The organism is Mesorhizobium sp. M0088 (assembly GCF_040322895.1).
In the GTDB taxonomy this organism is placed as follows: Bacteria; Pseudomonadota; Alphaproteobacteria; order Rhizobiales; family Rhizobiaceae; genus Mesorhizobium.
Genome location: NZ_JAMYUI010000015.1, coordinates 164,191 through 183,180, shown reverse-complemented (window position 1 = coordinate 183,180; position 18,990 = coordinate 164,191). Strand labels below are relative to the sequence as shown.

Sequence of the window (18,990 nt, the reverse complement as noted above, 5' to 3'; positions counted from 1 at the left end):
TGATTTACCTAGCCGCGCTCAAATGAGCGTCTTCAAAGCCGCCGAACGTGGTTCGGAATGACCGGTTGGTAAATCGGGAAGTGCTATACAGGGAATCCTCCCGGTATTGCCTCCAGGGGGTCCTCTCAATGAACAAAGCCGCAACCTGCCCTTGCGACCTCAGCTGGAGTTTGCGACGCAACCCATATAGGAGGATCGATGCGCAGAGAAATCGCAGGCAGAGTCGGTGGCATTGTGGGCTGGCCGACCGACGGTTTCAGCCCGTCAACAGGTCTTCACGTGTTCCATCCCCGACTATTGCAGGCGTGCGGATTGCATTCTCCCGCGATCACCCATCGGAAAGAGCGTTACGAACACTACGAAGAGTTGCGCGACTTCTGCTGTCGCCCCGGTCTTACAGCGGACGGTGACCTGTCCTACCTTGATAGGACGTGAAATGCGAACGCTGCTCATTGATCATCACGTGGATCTTACGCGCGCCGTGCGAGCTGCGCTCGGGGATAGCGGTTTTGCCGTTGATGTAGTTGGCAACCTGGAACAGGCGTCGAGGGCATTCTGTTGCGCAACCTATGAAATTCTCCTGCTGGAGTTGGCTCTGCCAGATGGCGATGGCTTGGGCTGGCTGAGACAGCTAAGGAGCGACGGGCATTCAGTTCCAACCCTCATTATGAGTAGCATCAACGATCTCGAGAAGCGAATTGCAATTTTCAACGGTGGCGCGGACGATTTTCTGCTCAAGCCCGTCTCTTTCGATGAGCTCATCGCCAGAATGAGAGCCATTCTGCGCCGGTCGACACAGGTGACCGACCCCATCGTTGTATTTGGCAATCTCAATTTCGATCCGATCGGCCGACAGGTTTCCGTCTCGGGTCATCCTCTGAAGATCGCACGCCGCGAACTATGTATTTTAGAGCATCTGCTTATCCGTGCAGGCCGCATCGTGCCTCGTGCGCAGTTGGAAGATCACCTCTATTCGTTCAACGACGAGGTATCTGCCAACGCGCTTGAAGTCGGAATCTATCGCTTACGTGGACACCTGAGTAGGTCAGGTGCAACGCCACGGATCACGACCGTGCGCGGCATTGGTTACCTTCTTGAATTGACTGAGGCGGCATCCGCATAGTTGGTCTAAATTGAAAGAACAGACTGCGTATCAAGCGCCGCATTCGATCCATCGGCTTCAAGTCGCAGGCGAGCGCCGTGGTTATCCTCTCCGGCATCGAGATGATCCACATGATTGGCAAGCGACAGGCGAGGTATGACTACAAGTCTGTCGATCGCTGTTTCGATATCCTCGCTGCCTGACGGACAGGCCGAAATGGCCGTTCACACCCCCATTTCCAGGTTTGCGACAGAGCCTTTTGTCGGCGTTGCCGGCTTCGAAGGGCCGGTGCGCGCCGAGCGCATCAAGATCATCCCCGGCCACCTTGCTGCGGCCACTCGCCGAGTACGAAGCGGTGGTCGGAGGGAGCTGGTGATGACGACGCTAGATCATGACCTGCTGATCGCAATCCTGGATCGGCTGAAGTTGACGGCCATCCGCGACCAGCTCGACACGCTCATGTCGAGCAAGATCGCGCAGTTCCCGTTTGTCCGCGAACTCGACGGCTTCGGCTTCGACGCGCAGCCATCGGTCTGCTTCAGCCAAACGTATTCATAGGTATGGGACAGGCCTTGCTATGTCCGAACGTCACTGCGCGGCAAAAACGTTGGATTTCTCAAGAAATAAAGTATTGGACAGTGCCCAATTTACCGTTGGAAAAGCTGGATATGGCGTTTCAGCGTTTCAGCGAAATAACCGAAATCAATCACTCCTAACAGCAAAGGCAACCGGAACTCGATCGCTTCCGTTGCCCGCGACTTAGCGAAACGCTTGTTCGCGATTTACTAAAACGGCTGTCCCAATTTAGTGAAATCCGCAGACAAGCCGCTGGAGGTTGGCCAAAGGCCACCCACGCCTGCTCCGAGGCCCTCCAGGGCAATGGTCTGAGACCTGGGCTCAAGCAGGATGAGACGCCGCTGGAGCTCAGGTGCAAGCGCTGCCACGCCCGCTCCGAGGCCCCACAAGGCCGAAGCGCAGTCGTCGGGGTCACGAGGCCTCTCGGCCACGACGACGAGCCTGAACCTGGATCCGCCTTTCTTGAGGCGTTGCGACTATCATCGCGGCGACACGCAGCTCTTGATTTGTGTGCGACACCTCAGCAGATCCATCGGGCTGAGCCGCTCAGCAATATCAACGAGAATGTCCAGCGGCAGATCAAGGATACTCAGAGGAGGAAACGCTTGATCTTGAGGCTCAGAGCGCGTCTGCTCCACTATAGAACAGGATGATTCACCGGGTCCTTCAACGCCAGCCGCCGGTCCGATGAGAGAATTGTCTCGGATATCACGCTCGATGGGGTTAAATGCCGAGATGGGCGCCTTGCCACGCTCCTCAATGCCCCTCATGATTCACCGCCTATAGCTACCAACTGAATGAATCATCGTGATTGTCGCGCAGCGGAATCCTCAAGGATCGGGCAGTTCGTAGGGGGCGCCGGTTTGACCAGGTTGAGCCCGCGAATTGCTCGATCGGACAAGATCCTAATTCTGACGAGATCCTCGGGACGCACTCCAAGTTGTCGATCATGTTCGGCACACAAGGAAAGGGCGGCATTGCTGCCGCCCTTTCCGCTGTAGGTTGATAGGGGCTGGATTAGAAATCCATGCCGCCCATGCCGCCCATGCCGCCCATACCGCCGCCGCCCATGCCGCCAGGCATGCCGCCGCCGCCAGCCGACTCCTTCTTCGGAGCCTCCGCGATCATGGCTTCGGTGGTGACCAGCAGGCCGGCGACCGAGGCCGCGTCCTGGAGAGCCGTACGGACAACCTTGACCGGATCGACGATACCCATGGCGATCATGTCGCCATATTCGCCGGTCTGGGCGTTGTAGCCGAAGGTCGCGCCCTTGTTCTCAAGGATCTTGCCGGCAACGATCGATGCTTCCGCACCGGCGTTGGCCGCGATCTGGCGGGCCGGAGCCTGCAGCGCACGACGAACGATGTTGATGCCGGCGGCCTGGTCGGCATTGACGCCGGTGACCTTGATGTCGGCCGAAGCGCGCAGGAGAGCGACGCCGCCGCCTGCAACGATGCCTTCTTCGACGGCCGCGCGGGTCGCGTTGAGGGCGTCATCGACGCGGTCCTTCTTTTCCTTGACTTCGACTTCCGTGGCACCGCCGACGCGGATCACCGCAACGCCGCCGGCCAGCTTGGCCAGACGTTCCTGCAGCTTCTCCTTGTCGTAGTCCGAAGTGGTCTCTTCGATCTGCTGCTTGATCTGGGCAACGCGGCCCTGGATCTCGGCCTTCTTGCCGGCGCCGTCGACGATGGTGGTGTTCTCCTTGGAGATCGACACCTTCTTGGCGCGGCCGAGCATGTTGAGGCCGACGTTCTCGAGCTTGATGCCGAGGTCTTCCGAGATGACCTGGCCACCGGTGAGGATGGCGATGTCTTCCAGCATGGCCTTGCGGCGATCACCGAAGCCCGGCGCCTTGACGGCGGCGATCTTCAGGCCGCCACGCAGCTTGTTGACGACCAGCGTGGCCAGGGCCTCGCCTTCGACGTCTTCCGAGATGATGAGCAGCGGCTTCGAGGTCTGCACGACGGCTTCGAGAACCGGCAGCATCGCCTGCAGGTTGGACAGCTTCTTCTCGTGCAGGAGGATGTAGACGTCCTCGAGCTCGGCAACCATCTTGTCGGCGTTGGTGACGAAGTAGGGCGAGAGATAGCCGCGGTCGAACTGCATGCCTTCGACGACCTCGAGTTCAGTCTCGGCGGTCTTGGCTTCCTCAACCGTGATGACGCCTTCGTTGCCGACCTTCTGCATCGCTTCGGCGATCATCTTGCCGACCGACTCGTCGCCATTGCCGGCGATCGTGCCGACCTGGGCAACTTCCTCGGAGGTCTTGATCTTCTTGGCAGCCTTGCCGAGCGCCGCGACGACTTCGGTCACGGCCAGATCGATGCCGCGCTTCAGGTCCATCGGGTTCATGCCGGCGGCAACGGCCTTGTTGCCTTCCTGGACGATCGACTGCGCCAGAACGGTCGCGGTTGTGGTGCCGTCACCGGCGATGTCGTTGGTCTTCGAAGCAACTTCGCGGATCATCTGCGCGCCCATGTTTTCGAACTTGTCGGAAAGTTCGATTTCCTTGGCGACGGTGACCCCGTCCTTGGTGATGCGCGGTGCGCCGAACGACTTGTCGATGACGACGTTGCGGCCCTTGGGGCCGAGGGTGACCTTCACCGCGTCGGCGAGGATGTTGATGCCGTGAAGCATGCGCTCACGGGCATCGCGGGAGAATTTTACGTCTTTGGCAGCCATTTTTTTACTCCTGGGCATCTCGCCCGAAATTCAGATTTGATGGTGCGAAGGAAAGGCCTGATATCAGCCGATGATGCCCATAATGTCGGATTCCTTCATGATCAGAAGGTCTTCGCCATTGAGCTTGACTTCGGTACCCGACCACTTGCCGAACAGGATGCGGTCGCCGGCCTTGACGTCCAGCGGGACCAGCTTGCCTGCTTCGTCACGAGCGCCGGAGCCGACGGCGATGATCTCGCCTTCCTGCGGCTTTTCCTTCGCCGTATCCGGGATGATGATCCCGCCGGCGGTCTTGGATTCGGATTCGACCCGGCGAACGACCACGCGGTCATGCAGCGGCCGGAAATTCGACTTTGCCATTTTTGGATGTCCTTGGTGCGGATGTTGAACGGTTCTCCGTTGCCGGAGCGTGCTTAGCACTCAGCGGAAGCGAGTGCTAACGCGGCAATGAGATAAGCCGCATGCTCCTGCTAGTCAAGACGAAAGAGCAAAGAGCAAAGAGAAAAGAGCAGACAGCAAAGAGAAGAGAGCAAAGAGCGTGTAAGCATCGAGCCTTTTATGTGAACAATGTCGGGTATCAGACATATATGGGGCGGCTCACCCTTTGTATTTGAGCTTTATTCAGATGGCACGAATGATGCAACAGGTGATGCATTTGATCTCATCCAGAGGCTCGCACGGGGTCGTGCTGCGTCAGCTCGGTCATGTCGAGCTTCAGAAGGCCATTTTGGCATTGGTTCTGTTGCCCTATTCCCATTCATGACCAGTCCTGCGCGCGTGAGCCGGCCGGCTAGATTCCAACCACGAGAGCGCCGCCGCTGAGACCCGCACCCGCCGCCGACAGAAGGATTTTCTCTCCAGGCTGGAATGGCTCCGTCTGGTTGGCGAGCGAGAGCGACAGCGGGATCGTCGCGGCCGAAGAGTTGCCGTATTCGGCAATCGTCTTGACAATTGCTTGGTCCGCGATGCCGAGGTTCCTCCCGACCGCGTCGAAAATCCGAGTATTGGCCTGATGGGGCACGAACCGGCCGAGATCGTGTGGCCGCACTCCGGCAGCGGCTAGCGCGCTTATCGAGCAATTGGTCATCATCTCGACGGCCTTTGCGAACACTTCGCGGCCGTCCGTCATCCTCATTCGGGTTTGCGCGAGATCGAGGTCACCGTGGAACGGCTTGTTGCTTCCTCCTGCGGGAATCTGGATCAGCCCGTATCGCGAGCCGTCCGAAGCCACCGAGGCACCGAGAATGCCCCGATCAGCATCATCGCACTGACCGATCACCAGGGCGCCGGCGGCATCGGCAAACAGGACCGAGCTTGCGCGCTCGGCTGGATTGATGCGGCGGCTGAGGATATTGGCGGCGATAACAAGGCTCGCTTTGCCGTGCAGGCGGGTAAATCCGTCCGCAAACATCAGCGCATAGATGAAGCCGGCGCAGGCGCCTGTCAGATCCACCGCGCCTGCGCTGCCAAGGCCAAGCTTGTGTGCGACCAGCGGCGCGCTCGGCGGCAGAAGATGGTCGGGCGTCGAGGTGGCAAGCAACAGCAGACCGATGTCGTGGCGCGCAATACCGGCGTTCGCCAGCGCCATGTCGCCGGCCTGCGCAGCAAGACCAGACAGCGTGTCTTCGTCGGTTGCCCAGAAGCGCGACCGTATCCCGGTACGCCTTTCGATCCAGCCTGGATCAAGACCGAGATTGCTCTCGATTTCGGCATTCGCCACCTTTCGCCCAGGCGCATGATGGCCAAACCCGAGAATGCGCGACGACTTGCTCATGGCCTGGACCCGAAGCGTTCGCCCGCCTCCTCAATGGCGTCATAGAGTCGCTCGAGCTCGTCGCCGGTGATGCAATAGGGTGGCAGAAGGTAGAGGACATTGCCGAGCGGGCGCACAAGTAGCCCTCGCTCGAGGAAGAAAGCGCGCAGTTTCGGTCCGATCTCGGCGAGATAACCTGCGGAACCGGTTCGCAGGTCGAGCGCCGCGATCGTGCCGGTCGCCCGGCAGTCGGTGAAGAAGCTGTTGTCGCGAAAGCGTCGAAGCCCGGTGGCCTGCATTGCGCTCAAGGCCGCAATGCGCTCGGCCACCGGCTCGTCCCGCCAGATCTCGACATTGGCAAGTGCTGCCGCGCAGGCAATCGGGTTGGCAGTGTAGGAGCTCGAATGGAAAAATGTCTTCTTCCGGTCCTCGGAATAATGAGCCTGGAAGATGGCATCGGTGGCAAGCGTTACGGCCAGCGGGATGGCGCCGCCGGTCAGGCCTTTCGAGGTGCACAGGATATCTGGAGAGATCGATGCCTGCTCGCAGGCGAACATGGTTCCGGTCCGCCCCCAGCCGGTCATCACTTCGTCGGCGATCAGCAGCGTGCCGGAGGCCTCAGTGATCTTCTTCAATTCGGCCAGAACTGAAGCCGGATACATCAGCATGCCGCCGGCGCCCAGCACCAGCGGCTCGACGATTAAGGCTGCGGCTCGTCGATCGCGGGTCACAGCCTCTAAACGATCCAGCGTCTCTTGCTCGCGCCCCGCTGCCGGAAAGGGGATGGTGGCGACCTCGAACAGCAAGGGTTCGTAGGCGGCGTTGAACACGCCACGCGCACCGACGCTCATCGTGCCGATCGTGTCGCCATGATAGCTGTGATCCATGACGACGATGCGCGAGCGTGGGGCGCCGATATTGCGGAAATAACCGAGCGCCATCTTCAGCGCTACTTCGACCGAGGTCGAGCCACTGTCGGAATAGAACACCCAGTCGAGTCCAGCGGGAGCGAGGCCGACAAGCGCCTTGGCCAAGCGCTCTGCCGGCTCGTGCGTGAAGCCCGCAAAGATAATCTGGTCGAGGCTCGACGCGGTTGTCTCGATTGCCTTCATGATGCGGGGATGGCGGTGGCCATGTGTGACGACCCACCAGGAGGAGATGGCGTCCAGGATGCGGGCGCCGTCGGCCCTGCGGAGATAGGCGCCTTCAGTCCGGACGATTTCTGGGATCGCAGGCTCGAGCGCGTGCTGGGTGAAGGGATGCCACACATGAGACTGCGACATCAGTCACCTCCAGTAATCGAGGCGAAGGCGAAGCCGGCAATCATTGCGTCCCTCAGTGTCTTGCCGGTCAGCAGATCGAGGTGCGGCAGCCTGCCGAGCTGCGGCGCACCGCTGAATTCCACGATGGTCCGTTGCGTATCGGCCATCTCATCGCCGATGAAAGCGATGCCGGCCAACGGGATGGATCGGGCGCGGAGCGCCTCGATCGAGAGCAAGGTGTGGTTGATGGTGCCGAGCGTGGTGCGGGCGCACAGAATAACGGGCAGCCGCCATTCAGCGAAGATGTCGATGAGCCTTGTGCGCCGGTTAAGCGGCACCATCAGGCCGCCGGAGCCTTCGATGACGAGCGGCGTCGGTAGGACGGGAAAAGCAAGATCGGCAGCCTTGATCGCCACGCCGTCGATCTCGGCCGAACGATGCGGCGACAGCGGGCTCCGCAAGCGGTAGGCTTCCGGCAGCACGCGCTCTGAGGGCAAGCCGGCAAGCCGCGCGACCACTTCGCTGTCGGTCTCGCCGTCGAGGCCCGATTGCACCGGTTTCCAGTAAAAGCCGTCGAGCAAACCGGCGAGCCCAGCCGCAAACACGGTCTTGCCAACTCCCGTGTCGGTTCCGGTGATGACGATGCGTTGGGTCATACCGCCTCCGGTGATGTTTGGGCCAACACCTCGACCAGCGCCTCGACCATGGCGGAAATGTCGGCTTCGCCGATATTGAGCGTCAGTGAGATGCGCAGCCGCGACGTGCGCACGGTCGGAGGACGAATACCGCGTATGTCGAAGCCGCGGGCCTGCAGGCGCGCCGCCACTGCCATGGTGCGCCTGATATCGCCGATTACGAGGGGCTGGATCTGCGAGCCGCTGGGTATCACGCCGCAGCGCTCGGCCAGCTGGCGGCCGGCGAGGGCAACGCGTTCATGCAGCTGAACACGCCGCATAGGCTCGTCGGCGAGCATTGCGAGTGCTTCGCGCACTGCCACTGCCATCAGCGGCGATGGCGCGGTGGCGTAGATGAATGGCCGGCAACGGTTGATCAGATACTCGCACAGTGCCCTCGGCCCGGTCACGAGCCCACCAGATGCGCCGAGCGCCTTGCCGCAGGTGTGGAGCGCGACGATGTTGTCGCGGCCCTCGAAAGCGGCGGCAAGCCCCCGGCCGTCCGGTCCCCAGACGCCGGTCGAATGCGCCTCGTCAATGACGATGAATGCGCCGTGCCGATCGGCAAGCGCGACCAGGCTCTCCAAAGGCGCGCAGTCGCCATCCATGCTGTAAAGGCTCTCCACCGCGATCCAGACGCATCCCATGCCGCCTGCGGCGCGCCAACGTGTGATCGCATCCTCAACAGCGGTGGCATCGTTGTGCGCGGCCAGCACGAACTGTGCGCGCCCGGCCTGCGCACCCTCATGCATGCTGGCATGGGCGAGCTCATCGAGAACCAAAAGATCGCCCTTCCGCGGCAGGGCGCTCAGCAGAGCGAAGTTGGCGATGTAGCCGCTGCCGAAGAACAGCGCGCGGTCGGCTCCAAAGAATGCCGCCGCGTCTGCCTCGAGCTGCTCGTGTTCCGGTGCATTGCCGCGCAACAGCCGCGACCCGGTGGCGCCAACCGGCGTGCCCCGCGCAATCGCCGCCACAACAGCATCGCCAAGTCTCCTGGACGAGGCCAGCCCGAGATAGTCGTTCGACGAGAAATCGAGACCTGCGCGCGGCGCAAGCGTCCGCAGCCGGTCCTTGCGGGCCAGTCCCTGCAAGGTCGCGTCATAGCGGGCAAGCGGTGCCCCGTTCATTGCGCCTCGAGTTCCATCGGCTCAATGCCGAGACGGCGGAACAGAAGGCTATCCTTGTCCTCACCGGGATTGTCCGCCGTCAGCAGCGTGTCGCCGACGAAAATCGAGTTGGCACCGGCAAAAAAGGACAGCGCCTGCATCTCGTCGGTCATGGCGGTGCGGCCGGCGGAAAGACGCACATGCGATTTCGGCATCATGATGCGCGCCAGGGCGATCACGCGCACGAATTCGATCGGCTCGATGGGCTTGGCTTCGGCAAGCGGGGTGCCGGCGATCGGGATCAGCATGTTGATCGGGACGCTTTCCGGCGGCTCGGGTAGGTTCGCCAGCGTAACCAGCATGTCGATCCGGTCCACCGGATCTTCGCCCATGCCGACAATACCGCCGCAGCAGACCTTGATGCCGGATCGACGAACCTGCTCAAGCGTGTCGAGCCGCTCGGCATAGCCGCGCGTGCTGATGATCTCGCTGTAGTAGCGTTCCGACGTATCGATGTTGTGGTTGTAGTAGTCGAGGCCCGCCTGCTTCAGTCGAGCGGCTTGCTCAAGATCGAGCATGCCGAGCGTCATGCAGGTCTCCATGCCCAGCGCCTTGACGCCTTCGACCATCGCCACCACCGCATCCATGTCGCGCGCCTTGGGGTTTCGCCAGGCCGCGCCCATGCAATAACGCGTGGCGCCGGCATCACGCGCCTTGGTCGCCTCGGCGATGACGCGCCGGACCTCCATCAGCTTCGACGCCTTCAGGCCGGTTTCGTGACGCGCCGACTGGCTGCAATAGCCACAATCCTCCGGGCATCCTCCCGTCTTGATGCTGAGCAGCCGGCTGAGCTGGACCTTGTTTGGATCGAAATTCTGGCGGTGCACCGTTTGCGCCAGGAAGAGGAGATTGTTGAAGGGGGCATGGTAAAGTGCCTGAGCCTTCTCCAGGGTCCACGCTCCGGGGTCAGGGGATTGAGCCTGTGGCGATGTCTGCGTTGAACTTGCCGTTTGCATGTCCATGCTGTTCCTCCGGTCTGTCTTGCGGGGTCTTTGCTATCTGACTGTTGACGATCGGAGAGGACAGTTGACCCAATCCTGACTCAGACAATCATGAGCCCCGATGGTCGAGGCCGATATCCAGGATCGGCGCGCTGTGGATGAGTCGGCCGACCGAAATCAGATCAACGCCGGTCGCGGCAACCGCCCGCGCTGTATGGGACGTGATCCCGCCAGAAGCCTCGGTGATAGCGCGGCCACCGACCATTGCGACGGCGCGGCGAAGATCGGGGAGGGACATGTTGTCGAGCAGAACCGCATCGGGAGCGAAGCCAAGTACCTCCTCCAACTGGGCCAGAGTATCGACCTCGACTTCGATCTTGACGAGATGACCGGCCGCTCTTCGTGCTCGCTCGAGCGCTGGGCGGACGCCGCCTGCGATGGCGATGTGGTTGTCCTTGATCAAAATTGCATCGTCCAGACCGAAGCGGTGATTGGACCCGCCACCTGCGCGCACGGCATACTTTTCGACTGCCCGCAATCCGGGCGTCGTCTTGCGGGTGCAGACGATCTTCGCGCCATACCCACGAACCGCAGCGACGATCGATGCCGTTGCCGTGGCGATGCCGCTCAGATGGCACAAAAAATTGAGTGCCGTCCTTTCGGCTGTGAGAATGGCCCGGGCCGGGCCAACCACTGATGCAATGATCTCTCCATCCACGACATTGCAGCCGTCTGCGCGCTCCACCGAGATTTCGACAGCAGGATCAATCAAGCCGAAAGCGAGCATCGCCAGATCGAGGCCGGCGACAACTCCGGACTGTCGCGCCACCAACACGGTTCCCGCTTGGTATTCCTTCGGGACGATGGCCTGCGTGGTCAAGTCGCCGGCTCTGCCAAGATCTTCAAGAAGAGCTGCCCGTACAAGCGGCTCAAGCACGACCGTGGGTAGCGGTGAAAGTGTCATCACTTCGGCCCTTCGAGACTTGGCGAGTGTCCGAGTCCCCGCGCTGTAGCCAAGGCGGCTTCGAGGGTGATTTCGGACCGTCGGGCGGCAGTCGCATGATGAGGAAAATCTGTCCGGTAATGAGCGCCGCGGCTTTCTTCGCGCAACAAGGCGGCAACCGCGATCATTAGCCCGACAGCCGCCGGATCCGAGACCGCATCCTTGCTTTCGGCGAGCGGCAATAAGGCACGCGCGGCTGCTTTCAAACCTTCACCATCCCGGACGATGCCGAGTGCGCGCGACAGGAAAACACGCACGCGTATCGGAGCGGGCGGTGGGTAAACGTTGGCAAACGCAGGCCTTGTTCTGCGCGCAGGCGTCCCGGCGACACTTTCAGCGACCCAGCGGGCGCACACGATGGCTTCTGTCAAGGAATTGCTGGCGAGCCTGTTGGCGCCATGCAGTCCTGTCGAAGCGACTTCGCCGCAGGCCCACAGCCCCTTGACGGAGGTTCTGCCGGAGCTGTCCACTGCAACGCCACCCATGTGGTAGTGTTGGGCCGGCCGAATGGGGATGAGATCGCGGGCGGGATTGATGCCCGCTCCACGACAGGCTGATGCGATTGTCGGGAAATGTCGAGCGAATGCCGGGCCAGGCCGTTGTCGGGCGTCGAGAAAAACACGGTGGCCGTCCGCAAGATGGTTCCACACGGCCCGGGCCAAGACATCGCGAGGCGCAAGTTCCGCCCCTGGCACGCTCTGGAGAAAAGCCTGGCCGGTTTCATCGATCAGGGCAGCACCTTCGCCTCGGACAGCCTCGCTGACCAGCGCCATAGGGCGTTCCGGGCCGTCAAGCGCGGTCGGGTGGAACTGGATGAATTCGAGGTCGGCTAGGACAGCTCCAGCGCGGGCCGCAAGTGCAAGGCCTTGTCCGCAACTTCCCCAAGGGTTCGTGGTGTCGAGAAACAGTCCCCCGATGCCACCGGTGGCGAGGACGACCCGCCGTGAGCCGAAGAAGAAAGGTCCGATCGAACAGCTCGCCCAGACGCCCCGGATCGCATTCTCTCGCACGGCCAGCCGGCGCGCTTCCACGCCCTCCACGACAACTATCGACGGAGTGGAACGCACAGCCGCGATCAGGGCACGCATGATCTCACGCCCGGTGCCGTCCCCATGCGCATGAACGATGCGACGTCGGCTGTGTGCGGCCTCCAATCCGAGGCACAGTGATCCTTTCGGCGTGCGGTCAAAGGGAACCCCAAAGGCCGCAAGCCCCTCTATCGCCTTGGGCGCGGCTTGGAGGATGCGGCTCGCCACGTCTCTGTCGCAGAGACCATCCCCGGCAGCAAGCGTATCGGCCAGGTGCATTGCCGGCTCGTCGTCTTCGCCGAAACTTGCAGCCAGACCCCCCTGTGCCCAGGTGCTCGAATTGTCAGCTCCCAGCAGCGACCTTGACAGAAGAAGCACCGGCTCCGGCGACAGTTGAAGCGCGGTCATCAGTCCGGCGATGCCGCCGCCGATGATGATGGGACGCCCGAAGAAGCTGCGGAGGTCGGCGCTCAAACTGCCAGCATCCGTTCGACCGCAAGCCGCGCGCGCCCGGCGATCCCGGGTTCGATGGTTACGACATGTTGGTTCTGCTCGAGCGCCGTGCGGATGTTGGCAAGCGTGATCCGCTTCATGTGCGGGCACAAATTGCAGGGCCGGATGAACTCGACCTCTGGGTGCGCTAACGCGACGTTGTCGCTCATCGAGCATTCCGTCATCAGCACGACACGTGGCGGCCTTTGCCCTTCGACATAGTCGGACATGGCAGCCGTCGAGCCGGAAAAATCTGCTTCAGCCACGACGTCGGGCGGGCATTCGGGATGGGCGAGCACGACCACGCCGGGATGGCTTTCGCGCAACTCGCGGATGTCGGCCGGTGTAAAGCGCTCATGCACCTCGCAATGCCCTTTCCAGGCGATGATCTGTACATCGGTCTGGGCGGCGATATTCTGGGCCAGATATTCGTCCGGCAGCATGATCACCCGGAGAACCCCAAGGGATTCGACGACCGCCTTGGCGTTGCCGGATGTACAGCAGATATCCGACTCGGCTTTCACTTCGGCCGACGTGTTTACATAAGTAATGATCGGAACGCCGGGATAACGCTGGCGCATCAAGCGCACGTCTTCTGCCGTGATTGATTCCGCCAACGAGCAACCGGCGCTGAGATCCGGAATGAGCACGGTCTTGTCCGGATTAAGGAGCTTGGCCGTTTCGGCCATGAAATGGACGCCGGCCAGCACGATGACTTGCGCCTCGATCGTCGCAGCCGTGCGGGCTAATGCCAAGCTGTCGCCGACGATGTCGGCCACGCAATGGAAAATCTCGGGCGTCTGATAGTTGTGCGCCAGGATGATGGCGTTGCGCTCGCGCTTCAGTGCAAGGATCGCCTCGATATCGTCGACGAAAGCCGGCCATTCGATCGGCGGGATCACTCGCCGGACGCGCTCGTAGAGCAACGCGGCCGCAGGCAGCATGGCGCTCATCAACCCTCTCCCGCTTATACTCTAATTGAAAATAACCAGCATATACTTGCTGTGAGTATAAGGGATGTCAACCCCGCGCCAGCGGCAATTTTGTCCCGGCGATGAGCCTATCGTCGAGAACGGCGTGGCGGAAACGGAAAAGCTTCGCTGGCCGGCCGCCGGTCTCAGTAGTGGCCTCTCCGGTCTCCTCGACCAGTTCCTGCTGTTCGATCAGTCGGCGAAAGTTCGGCTTGTGGATGAGCCTGCCGGCGAGCGCCTCCACGGTTCGCTGCAGCTGCAAAAGCGTGAAGACCGTCGGCATCAGCTCAAAGACGACCGGCCGGTATTTGATCTTGGAGCGCAGCCGCGCAATGCCGGTCGCCACGATGCGGCGATGATCGGCGACCATGGACTTGCTGGGCACCAGCGGAGGGGGCGCCCCGTCCCGCCCTCTTACGGCCTCTTGGACCAAGCCTGCTTCGTAAACTAACTCATAGCGTTGCAGCGTGAGTTCCTCGTTCCAAAGGCGGTCGTCGAAGCCAAAGGCTATCGTCGCCCGCTGCCAGCGTTCACGTCGCGTGGCCGCATCGCGGACGCCGTTTGCCCATTCAATCAGGCGTGGTCGCAGAACATCCAGCACGACCGGAGGCGTGCCGGAGCGATGGTCCTCCCATGGAAAATATTCATACCAACTCTGCCATCCGCACTTGGGCGGGCCCGCTGCCTGTTCCTTGCGGGTCAATGCAAGATAGCTGATGGAGATGACGCGCTGCTGGCGCTCGGCGCCGATGCGATCCCGATCAGCGAACGTGTAGAGTTGCTCAATGTACCCCAGCCGATGGCCGGTCTGCTGCTCGACCCACCCCCTCAAGCCGGATTGCAGCGATCGGTGCTCAAGCGCAAAGGGACCGGAGGGCAAGGTGTCCGCCTGGCCGATGGTGAGGACACAGGGTTCACTGTCGTTTACGGCGACCACAAAGGCGATCAGGTCCACTTTGACGTCGTCGGCATTCACGGCGGCTCTGTCTTTCCTGAGTCGTATTGCCTGATCGTCCATGTTCGCGAATTGGTTTGCCAGCTCGGGGGGGCACTTAATCGATTTAGTGTAAGCGCGCCTGTCGGCACGTCAACACCCCACAGCTGCACGGCCATTTTTTTGCTCTTCGCACCTGCACAAAAATGTGCGAAAGGCGACACCCGCGGTTGGTAACGTAGGGGAAGGAGGATCCATTGAGCGCGTTTGGTGATACCAAGGCGATCACACCGCCGGATATTCGTTCGCGCAAAGGTGGGACGCCGCTCGTCTGCCTTACCGCCTATACCACCCCAGTCGCGCGGCTTGTCGATCCCCATTGTGATGTGGTGCTCGTCGGCGACAGCGTCGGCATGGTTCTCCACGGTCTGCCCTCGACGCTCGGTGTCACGCTGGAGATGATGATCACGCATGGCCAGGCGGTTCGCCGTGGCATCAAGCAGGCGCTGATGGTCGTCGACCTGCCGTTCGGTTTCCTTCGAAGAAAGCCCAGAGCAGGCTTTCCGAAATGCTGCGCGCGTCATGGCGGAGACCGGCTGCACGGCCGTCAAGCTCGAAGGCGGCGAAACGATGGCAGAGACGATCGGCTTCCTCGCCGCACGCGGCGTGCCGGTCATGGCTCATGTCGGCTTGACGCCGCAGGCCATCAACACCATCGGTGGCTACCGCGTGCAGGGCAGGGGCGGGGATGCCGAGCGCATCAGGCGCGACGCACTTGCCGTGAGCGAAGCGGGCGCCTTTGCGATCGTCCTGGAGAAGGTTCCTGAGGCGCTCGCCCGCCGGATCACGGGGGAGGTGGCGGCCCCGACCATTGGCATCGGTGCCTCGGCAGCCTGTGACGGCCAGATTCTCGTCGTCGACGACATGCTGGGCCTCTTCGGCGACTTCCGACCCAAATTCGTCAAGCGCTATGCTGAACTGGGGGAGGCGGCTGCGGCTGCGATCGCTTCCTATGCGCACGAGGTGAAGGAGCGCCAGTTTCCGGCCGCCGAGCACGTGTTTGCCGATGCGCCCACGCCCGCCGACACGCAAGCCACCAAAAGCGGAGAAGCAGCGTGAGCGTGCCGATCGTCAGGAGCGCTGACCAGCTTCGCGAAATCGTCGCCGCATGGCGCCGCGAGGGCGTGAGGATTGCCGTGGTGCCAACGATGGGCGTCCTGCATGAGGGCCATCTCAGCCTGGTGCGCGCTGCACTCGAGAAGGCAGACCGTGTGATCGTGACGCTCTTCGTAAACCCGAAGCAATTCAACAGCCAGGCCGATCTTGCCGCGTATCCGCGCACCGAGGACGAGGATGCCGCCAAACTGGCACCGCTTGGCGCGCACCTGCTTTATGCGCCAGATGCAGAGGAGATGTATCCGGCGGGCTTCGCCACCACCGTTTCGGTGTCCGGTGTCAGCGAGGGCCTGTGCGGTGCCTTCCGGCCGGGACATTTCGATGGCGTGGCGACCGTCGTCACCAAGCTCTTCCTGCAGACCAGCGCTGACTTCGGCTTCTTTGGCGAAAAGGACTTTCAGCAAATTCACCTGGTCAGGCGCATGGCCCGGGATTTGGATATTCCAATCACCATTGTTGCCTGTCCGACAGTCCGTGAAGCCGACGGTCTTGCGCTATCATCGCGCAATGTGCGGCTCTCGCCAGCGCAACGCGCTGTTGCTCCCAAGCTATCATCGGTCCTGCTCAAGACGGCTGAGCGGCTTGGGCGCGGCTCACCCGTCCTGCCAACGCTTGCAGAATCTCGCGCAGCAATTCTGGCTCGCGAGGTCGAATACCTGGAACTTCGCGAAGAGGCAGATCTGCACCCGATGCCAAGCCTTGATCGACCGGCACGGTTGCTTGCCGCGGCCTGGCTCGGCGGCACACGTCTCATAGACAACGTCAGACTATTTCGGATTGGTTCAACAGATTAGCCACGTTCTCGGCACGCGCTGTATCCGTCCGGGATCGTTTAAAACAAGGTCTCTGCCTGGCATTGAGCGAACGGAGGTTACGCACAGGGCAAATGCATCGCGTGTTTGAGAACTTCGTCGAGCAACTGTCTGCAAGTGTTGATGCTGCCGATCTCTGTGAGGCAATGGCCTCCGCTGCAGCCGGCTTCGACTTCCCGCTATTCGCCTATTTCACTTACCCGTCGGCCTCCGGCGACGCCCCCCAATTGATTTCAAACTATCCTTCATCCTGGACATCACGTTATCTGCAACAGCGGTACCACAGGTTTGATCCGGTCATCCTGCGCGGGCTGCAAGGCTGGGATACATTCGATTGGGGTGTGGACCGCGCTCGACACTGTCTGCCGAATTCGCAGCAACAAATTCTGGAGAGTGCGGCTGAGTTTGGCATCTGCGGCGGCCTGACGATGTCCATGCATGATCATCTCGGCCGGTTTGCTGCCCTGACCTTTGCTTCCGACGAGTCCCGTCCGCTTCTGTTGCGGTCACTGGCACGTTACGAAAAAGCATTGCAGCTGGTGGCCATCAACTTTCATATCCACGTCCGGCGCAGGCTCGCCGATGATCGCGTGGTGGATGGTGTAACGCTCACCCCGCGGGAGTTCGAGTGCCTGAAATGGGCGGCGCGCGGCAAGTCGGCTTGGGATATCAGCCAGCTTCTCGGCGTCTCAAAGCGCACCGTGACTTTTCACTTGGAAAACGCCAAGGCAAAGTTTGGCGTTCGAACGATCAACCAGGCCGTTGCACGCATGGCTGCCTCCGGCCAGACGAGATCCTGATTCTTCAGCCACGATACCTGTAAACCTCTACAGGCTGCATCGCTGTCAGCTTTGCCCTTCGATGGCGGGAACACATCCCACATGGAGGCGACCATGATGCAACTGATAACACCAGACTTTTACAACGAGTTTGCAGGCGAACTCAAAGAGATGCACGGGCTCAGGTTTCGGGTGTTCAAGGAAAGGCTCGATTGGGAAGTTGATACCGAAGACCAGATGGAATCCGATTCGTTTGATGCTCTGAAGCCCGTCTATCTGCTCCTCAAAGGATCCGACTGGCGAATTCGCGGTTGCGTGCGTCTTCTGCCCAGCACCGGACCCACAATGTTGCGCGACACCTTCCCGGTGCTGCTGGGTGCTGACGTCGTGCCCTCGACCACCGACATATGGGAGAGCAGTCGTTTCGCGCTCGATCTTCCTCCGTCGGCGCCCAAGGCTGCGGGCGGGCTGGCCCAGGCGACCTACGAGCTCTTCGCGGGCATGATCGAGTTCGGCTTGGCCAAGGATCTGACCCGGATAGTAACGGTGACGGATACGCGCATGGAGCGGATCCTCCGCCTGGCTACGTGGCCATTGTCGCGCATCGGAGAACCCAAATGCGTCGGCAAAACGGAGGCGGTGGCTGGGTTTCTCGAGATTTCCCACGCGAGCCTTTTGCGCATCCGCAGCAGGGGACGTCTGATTGGACCGGTACTGTGGCAACCGGTTCTAGGCCCGTCGGCATAGCGCTATAGTGGACACCTGAGCCATGAAGGATGCTGGTCTGTCCAAGGAAGCGACGGTCGGCCTTGTATGCTGGCCGGACTGGCGTCGCCACGACGCTTACCACTATGCCAGACGATTGCCACGCACTGGCTGGGCCTGGGAGTTTCTTCGGCGCAATCCACAATTCCAGCGCGACCACGCCAAAATGGCACCGTCCGCCTGCATTGTCGGACCCCAAGGCGACATGCAGATAATCGAGTTGACGACAGGATCAGCTCTCCTAAGACAATGGAGCCTTCTTTTTCGCCGACGCGCCACTTTCGGACGCTACATCGGCGAGGGTCTTTTGGGATCCGCGCGATTGCGCCTGTATTCTACGAGCGGCCGCGGAGCCGCTTGGGCTCGACCACGATTTTGAACCGCTTCACCTTTCTTCGCTCTCATGCTGCAAGGACATCCTGCTGACAGCTGCGGGCGTGCAGCACGTGCTGCTGAGGGAGAACTGCCGGAGTCTGCAGATCGCCGTTTCCGGTGCGTCCGTCCTCCGCCCGTTGCGGCTATATGTCGACGCGATCGTTCAGCCGCAGCACCTCAAGTTCCATGTCGCTGCCCTTCAGTTCTTGAACCACGTCAATGGTTGCGCCCGCCTGTCAGCTGCTTGCTTTCCGCCGGAACACCGCGGAGCGCGTCTGCGTATCGTACTCCAGGCTTTGGATGGCTCGCTTGCCGGAGCATCTCATCAGGAGGTCGCCATTGCCTTGTTCGGGACACGCCGCGTCGAAGAAGATTGGCGTCATCCAGGTGGCCATCTTCGCGATCAGGTACGTCGCGCCATCCAACGTGGCCGCTACCTGATGGGCGGCGGCTACAGACAGTTCCTGAGGTAATTGGGGCGGTTGCGATTGTCTTA

General features: G+C 61.3%; 17 protein-coding genes and 3 pseudogenes. 9 read left to right on the top strand and 11 right to left on the bottom strand.

Translation table 11 applies throughout. The features are described 5' to 3' along the window. Positions 1 to 436: 436 nt before the first annotated feature. From NKJ67_RS19555 to NKJ67_RS19545, 3 genes and pseudogenes are all read left to right on the top strand, one after another. Positions 437 to 1,123: a response regulator gene (locus NKJ67_RS19555; protein WP_023814396.1), complete on the top strand. Its 687-nt coding sequence runs from the start codon at positions 437 to 439 to the stop codon at positions 1,121 to 1,123. Positions 1,124 to 1,149: 26 nt separating this feature from the next. Beyond that, positions 1,150 to 1,305 (top strand): annotated as a pseudogene (locus NKJ67_RS19550) (IS6 family transposase); the annotation flags it as partial. Between the two features lie 172 nt (positions 1,306 to 1,477). Next, positions 1,478 to 1,636 (top strand): annotated as a pseudogene (locus NKJ67_RS19545) (ATP-binding protein); the annotation flags it as partial. A 1,059-nt stretch (positions 1,637 to 2,695) separates the two neighbouring features. Here the strand turns inward: NKJ67_RS19545 and groL are convergent. The 11 genes from groL to NKJ67_RS19485 all read right to left on the bottom strand — a co-directional run bounded on the left by groL (position 2,696) and on the right by NKJ67_RS19485 (position 14,671). After that, positions 2,696 to 4,363: a chaperonin GroEL gene (groL, locus tag NKJ67_RS19535; RefSeq protein WP_023766583.1), complete on the bottom strand. Its 1,668-nt coding sequence runs from the start codon at positions 4,361 to 4,363 to the stop codon at positions 2,696 to 2,698. Between the two features lie 63 nt (positions 4,364 to 4,426). Beyond that, the gene (gene groES, locus NKJ67_RS19530; protein WP_019863563.1) at positions 4,427 to 4,723 is read right to left on the bottom strand and encodes a co-chaperone GroES; all 297 of its coding nucleotides are present in this window, start codon (positions 4,721 to 4,723) and stop codon (positions 4,427 to 4,429) included. Between the two features lie 430 nt (positions 4,724 to 5,153). Beyond that, positions 5,154 to 6,137 carry a 3-oxopimeloyl-[acyl-carrier-protein] synthase BioZ gene (gene bioZ, locus NKJ67_RS19525; RefSeq protein WP_023766585.1) on the bottom strand — a complete coding sequence of 328 codons (984 nt, stop codon included), beginning with the start codon at positions 6,135 to 6,137 and terminating at the stop codon, positions 5,154 to 5,156. Further along, a complete protein-coding gene (locus NKJ67_RS19520; protein ID WP_023766586.1) occupies positions 6,134 to 7,399 on the bottom strand; it encodes an adenosylmethionine--8-amino-7-oxononanoate transaminase in 1,266 nt (421 codons plus the stop codon). The genes bioZ and NKJ67_RS19520 overlap by 4 nt, the downstream gene beginning before the upstream one ends. Further along, on the bottom strand, positions 7,399 to 8,034 hold the full coding sequence (bioD, locus tag NKJ67_RS19515; RefSeq protein ID WP_023735844.1) for a dethiobiotin synthase: 636 nt from the start codon (positions 8,032 to 8,034) through the stop codon (positions 7,399 to 7,401). Before bioD ends, NKJ67_RS19520 begins: the two co-directional genes overlap by 1 nt. Beyond that, positions 8,031 to 9,179 carry an 8-amino-7-oxononanoate synthase gene (locus tag NKJ67_RS19510; protein ID WP_023814406.1) on the bottom strand — a complete coding sequence of 383 codons (1,149 nt, stop codon included), beginning with the start codon at positions 9,177 to 9,179 and terminating at the stop codon, positions 8,031 to 8,033. The genes bioD and NKJ67_RS19510 overlap by 4 nt, the downstream gene beginning before the upstream one ends. Continuing rightward, entirely contained in the window at positions 9,176 to 10,174 is a 999-nt protein-coding gene (gene bioB, locus NKJ67_RS19505; RefSeq protein ID WP_050592767.1) for a biotin synthase BioB, read from the bottom strand. Before bioB ends, NKJ67_RS19510 begins: the two co-directional genes overlap by 4 nt. 94 nt (positions 10,175 to 10,268) lie before the next feature. Then, positions 10,269 to 11,123 carry a carboxylating nicotinate-nucleotide diphosphorylase gene (gene nadC / locus NKJ67_RS19500; protein ID WP_023766589.1) on the bottom strand — a complete coding sequence of 285 codons (855 nt, stop codon included), beginning with the start codon at positions 11,121 to 11,123 and terminating at the stop codon, positions 10,269 to 10,271. Continuing rightward, positions 11,123 to 12,664 carry an L-aspartate oxidase gene (locus NKJ67_RS19495; RefSeq protein ID WP_023766590.1) on the bottom strand — a complete coding sequence of 514 codons (1,542 nt, stop codon included), beginning with the start codon at positions 12,662 to 12,664 and terminating at the stop codon, positions 11,123 to 11,125. Before NKJ67_RS19495 ends, nadC begins: the two co-directional genes overlap by 1 nt. Further along, positions 12,661 to 13,635, bottom strand: coding sequence for a quinolinate synthase NadA (nadA, locus tag NKJ67_RS19490; protein WP_023766591.1), 975 nt, complete (start codon positions 13,633 to 13,635; stop codon positions 12,661 to 12,663). The genes NKJ67_RS19495 and nadA overlap by 4 nt, the downstream gene beginning before the upstream one ends. 67 nt (positions 13,636 to 13,702) lie before the next feature. Continuing rightward, positions 13,703 to 14,671, bottom strand: coding sequence for an NUDIX hydrolase (locus tag NKJ67_RS19485; protein WP_023735838.1), 969 nt, complete (start codon positions 14,669 to 14,671; stop codon positions 13,703 to 13,705). A 173-nt stretch (positions 14,672 to 14,844) separates the two neighbouring features. Between NKJ67_RS19485 and panB the strand changes: the two are divergent. The 6 genes and pseudogenes from panB to NKJ67_RS19455 all read left to right on the top strand — a co-directional run bounded on the left by panB (position 14,845) and on the right by NKJ67_RS19455 (position 18,967). Beyond that, positions 14,845 to 15,706, top strand: a pseudogene (gene panB, locus NKJ67_RS19480) (3-methyl-2-oxobutanoate hydroxymethyltransferase). Beyond that, positions 15,703 to 16,557 carry a pantoate--beta-alanine ligase gene (panC, locus tag NKJ67_RS19475; RefSeq protein ID WP_023766593.1) on the top strand — a complete coding sequence of 285 codons (855 nt, stop codon included), beginning with the start codon at positions 15,703 to 15,705 and terminating at the stop codon, positions 16,555 to 16,557. The pseudogene panB and the gene panC overlap by 4 nt, the downstream one beginning before the upstream one ends. Before the next feature lie 92 nt (positions 16,558 to 16,649). Next, positions 16,650 to 17,375 carry a LuxR family transcriptional regulator gene (locus NKJ67_RS19470; RefSeq protein WP_023766594.1) on the top strand — a complete coding sequence of 242 codons (726 nt, stop codon included), beginning with the start codon at positions 16,650 to 16,652 and terminating at the stop codon, positions 17,373 to 17,375. Between the two features lie 93 nt (positions 17,376 to 17,468). Continuing rightward, entirely contained in the window at positions 17,469 to 18,101 is a 633-nt protein-coding gene (locus tag NKJ67_RS19465; RefSeq protein WP_023766595.1) for an acyl-homoserine-lactone synthase, read from the top strand. 22 nt (positions 18,102 to 18,123) lie between these two features. Continuing rightward, positions 18,124 to 18,498, top strand: a complete 375-nt coding sequence (locus tag NKJ67_RS19460; protein WP_350314065.1) for a transcriptional regulator domain-containing protein — start codon at positions 18,124 to 18,126, stop codon at positions 18,496 to 18,498. A 58-nt stretch (positions 18,499 to 18,556) separates the two neighbouring features. After that, positions 18,557 to 18,967 carry a DUF2285 domain-containing protein gene (locus NKJ67_RS19455; RefSeq protein ID WP_023766596.1) on the top strand — a complete coding sequence of 137 codons (411 nt, stop codon included), beginning with the start codon at positions 18,557 to 18,559 and terminating at the stop codon, positions 18,965 to 18,967. Positions 18,968 to 18,990: the final 23 nt, after the last annotated feature.